Source organism: Dialister sp. (genome assembly GCF_036343215.1).
In the GTDB taxonomy this organism is placed as follows: domain Bacteria; phylum Bacillota; class Negativicutes; order Veillonellales; family Dialisteraceae; genus Dialister.
In genome coordinates this window covers 1-3,141 of the sequence record NZ_JAZASU010000146.1, presented here as the reverse complement: position 1 = coordinate 3,141, position 3,141 = coordinate 1, and the positions used below count along the sequence as shown (strand labels likewise).

General features: G+C 48.9%; 1 protein-coding gene. It reads left to right on the top strand.

The genetic code is table 11. The features are described 5' to 3' along the window. The first annotated feature begins 436 nt into the window (after positions 1 to 436). Positions 437 to 2,986: a hybrid sensor histidine kinase/response regulator gene (locus VZT47_RS09850; RefSeq protein WP_330224788.1), complete on the top strand. Its 2,550-nt coding sequence runs from the start codon at positions 437 to 439 to the stop codon at positions 2,984 to 2,986. Positions 2,987 to 3,141: the final 155 nt, after the last annotated feature.

Below are 3,141 nucleotides of genomic sequence, written 5' to 3'. Positions count from 1 at the left end.
AATGGCCAAATGCCGTTCAGTCCGTTAATTCAAGGCCCTTCTCAGATGGCATCAGGGATTGCCCTGATGCATGGCTCCAAAAGTGAATCGATGAAAAAAGTGGAAATTACCTCTTGACACCGGTCACTTCATAACAGAGGGTAGCAGTTAGTCGTTAGCCGTTAGCAGTTAGTGATTAGAAATAGTGATAAGTACAGGGCGCCTTTGAAATAGCAGGGCGCCCGTTTTTATATGGGAACCTTTCTTCCCCGATTCAAAGGTCCGGGGTTTGAAGGCTGACCACTAACGGCTAACTGCTAACCGCTAATAACTAATTTACATTTCGTGTTGTCAAAACCTACCAGTTGTGACAGGTCTCAGATTTTTTTCTGAAACTTTTTTATAATGTAGGGGAGAGAAGGTCTCTTTATTTCCTGGAATGGAGGGGAGTCTTGTGATGAAGTTCAAGCACAGCCGTCTGATCCTGATGACGGTGGTCCTGATCATTGTCAGCTTTTTCCTGACCACGGCTCTTTCCGTCCATTCGCTCCATACGGTGATCAAGGGGCATAATGAGGAACTCTCGAAGGTGCTGGCGGCGCAGATTTATGATTCCATCAATAACCGCCTGTCGGAGCCTATTGCTGTCGCCCAGACTATGGCTTCGGACCATTTCCTCATGGAATCCATGGAGAATGAGGACTTCCCGAATGAAGAAGAGGCAAAGCAGGTGGTTTCCTACCTGTCGAAGCTTTCCACCCGGATGAATTACAGTTCCGCTTTCATTATTTCCCAGAAAAGTGGGAAATATTATTCCCAGAGCGGGTTCAATAAGATTGTGGACCCTCTCCATGATGCCCATGACGTGTGGTACTCCACTTTTATTTCCACCGGCCGCATGGTGGATTTGGACCTGGATACGGATCAGGCCCATGGGGATAAGTGGACTGTCTTCGTGAATGCACGGATCGTGAATGAGAAAGGCGAACTCCTCGGTGTCTGCGGGGTGAGTGTGGAAGTCTCGGACCTTCAGGAAATCCTGAGCGGTTTCGTGAATGAATACAATGTCCACATCAATCTGATCAATGATGAGGATGCCATCCGGATCAATGAAGGCCAGGCGTCCATCGATCAGACAGTCCTCACCAGTACGAAGCTGAAAGAGTATGCGGGGATGAAAGATTACCTCTATGAGGAGCTGCCCGATGGGGGCTACATTGTCCGGAAATACATGGACAATATGGACTGGCTTCTGGAAATAGAGGATGACAATGAGTATGAAAATTCCCTCTTTGCCTCCCTGATTTATAGAAATACCTTCCTCTTTGTGCTCATCATGATCATTCTCATCATCATCGTTTCCCGAAGTATCGCCGAAGACCGGAGGCGCTCCGACGCCTATACGAAGGAAATAGAGAAATTCGCGGAGGCCCAGGAAATACTGAAGGCAAAAGCCGAGACTGCCAATAGGGCAAAGGGGGACTTCGTGGCCCATATGTCCCATGAAATCCGGACGCCTATCAATGCGATTCTTGGCTTCGATGAAATGATTATCCGTGAGGCTCAGGACCCCGCCATCCGTGAATATGCGGCCAGGATCCGGGCGAGCGGGCGGAATCTTCTTTCCCTCATCAATGACGTCCTTGATTTCTCCCGCATTGAGTCGGGGAAGATGGATATCGTGCCTGTGACTTACAATACGGTTTCCTTCCTGTCCGATCTCATCGTCATGATCGGTCCCAGGGCAGAGGCCAAAGGCCTTGTCATTCATAAGGAAATCGATCCGAACCTCCCGAGCCGGCTCTACGGAGATGATGTGCGGCTCCGTCAGGTCATTACGAACCTCCTCACCAATGCGGTGAAATATACGGAGAAAGGGTCCATTACCTTCTCCGTGAAGGCCAGCCCCATGACCGATCAGAAAATCCTCCTCCACGTGTCCGTGAAAGATACGGGGATCGGCATCCGGGAAGAAGAAAAGGACAAACTTTTCGAATCCTTCCGAAGAGTGGAGGAATCGAGAAATAGAAATATCGAAGGCAGCGGCCTTGGCCTTTCCATCGCGTCGAAGACCCTGTCCCTCATGGACAGCCGTCTGGAACTGGAAAGCACCTATGGCAAAGGATCCGATTTCCACTTTGACCTGAAACAGGGCATCATAGATCCCACGCCGGTGGGAGATTTCGAAAAAGCCTTCAATGACCGCCTCTCCCTGGTGGAAGACTATCACGAATCCTTCGAAGCACCGTCAGCGAGAATCCTGGTAGTGGACGATATCGATATGAATCTCCTCCTCTTCCGGGGACTCCTGAAGAAAACGGCCATGACAATCGATACCGCTATGAGTGGGAAAGAAGCCATGGAAAAAATCCGTAAAACCCGGTATGATCTCATCTTCCTGGATGACCTCATGCCCATCATGGCCGGCGTGGAAACCCTGGAAAAAATGAAAAAAGAAATGCCCCATGCCATCCGGGATATTCCGATCATCGTCCTTACCGCCAATGCCATCAGCGGAGCCCGGGAAGCCTACCTCTCCGAAGGTTTCTGGGATTACCTCTCCAAACCCATCGAAGGCAAAGTCCTCGAAAGAATGTGCATGAAGTGGCTGCCGAAAGAGAAAGTCATCAAAGTTTCCGGGAAAGGCGCAGCGCCTGCGGAAAAAGAATCCGCAGAGCCCCTGATCGATGAAAAACTGGGCCTCTCCTACTGCATGGACAGCAGGGATTTCTATAAAGAAATGATCCAGTCCTTCCTCGATACCGGCCATATGGAAAAACTGAAGAAATTCTTCGCCGCGGAAGACTGGAAAAACTACCAGATCGCCGTCCACGGCCTCAAATCCTCCTCCCTCGCCCTGGGAGCCAGGAAACTCTCAGACCTTGCGAAACAGTGCGAACTGTCGCTGAAGAACGGAGAGGGACCGGGGTTTGTGAAAGAGCACGAAGAAGAGCTTTCGAAACTGTATGAGGAGACAGAGGCGGAATTGAGGAAAATACTGAAATAAAGTTATCAGTTAATAGTTATCAGCAATATCATTAACTTAAGAAAATCATGAAATAGTTCAAGTACGCGTCGAAAGATGCGTGCTTTTTTTGTGCAAAAAATTTAAAAAAATCCGACAAAATCTGAAAAAAGTACTTGACAAACGCAAAAAATTTT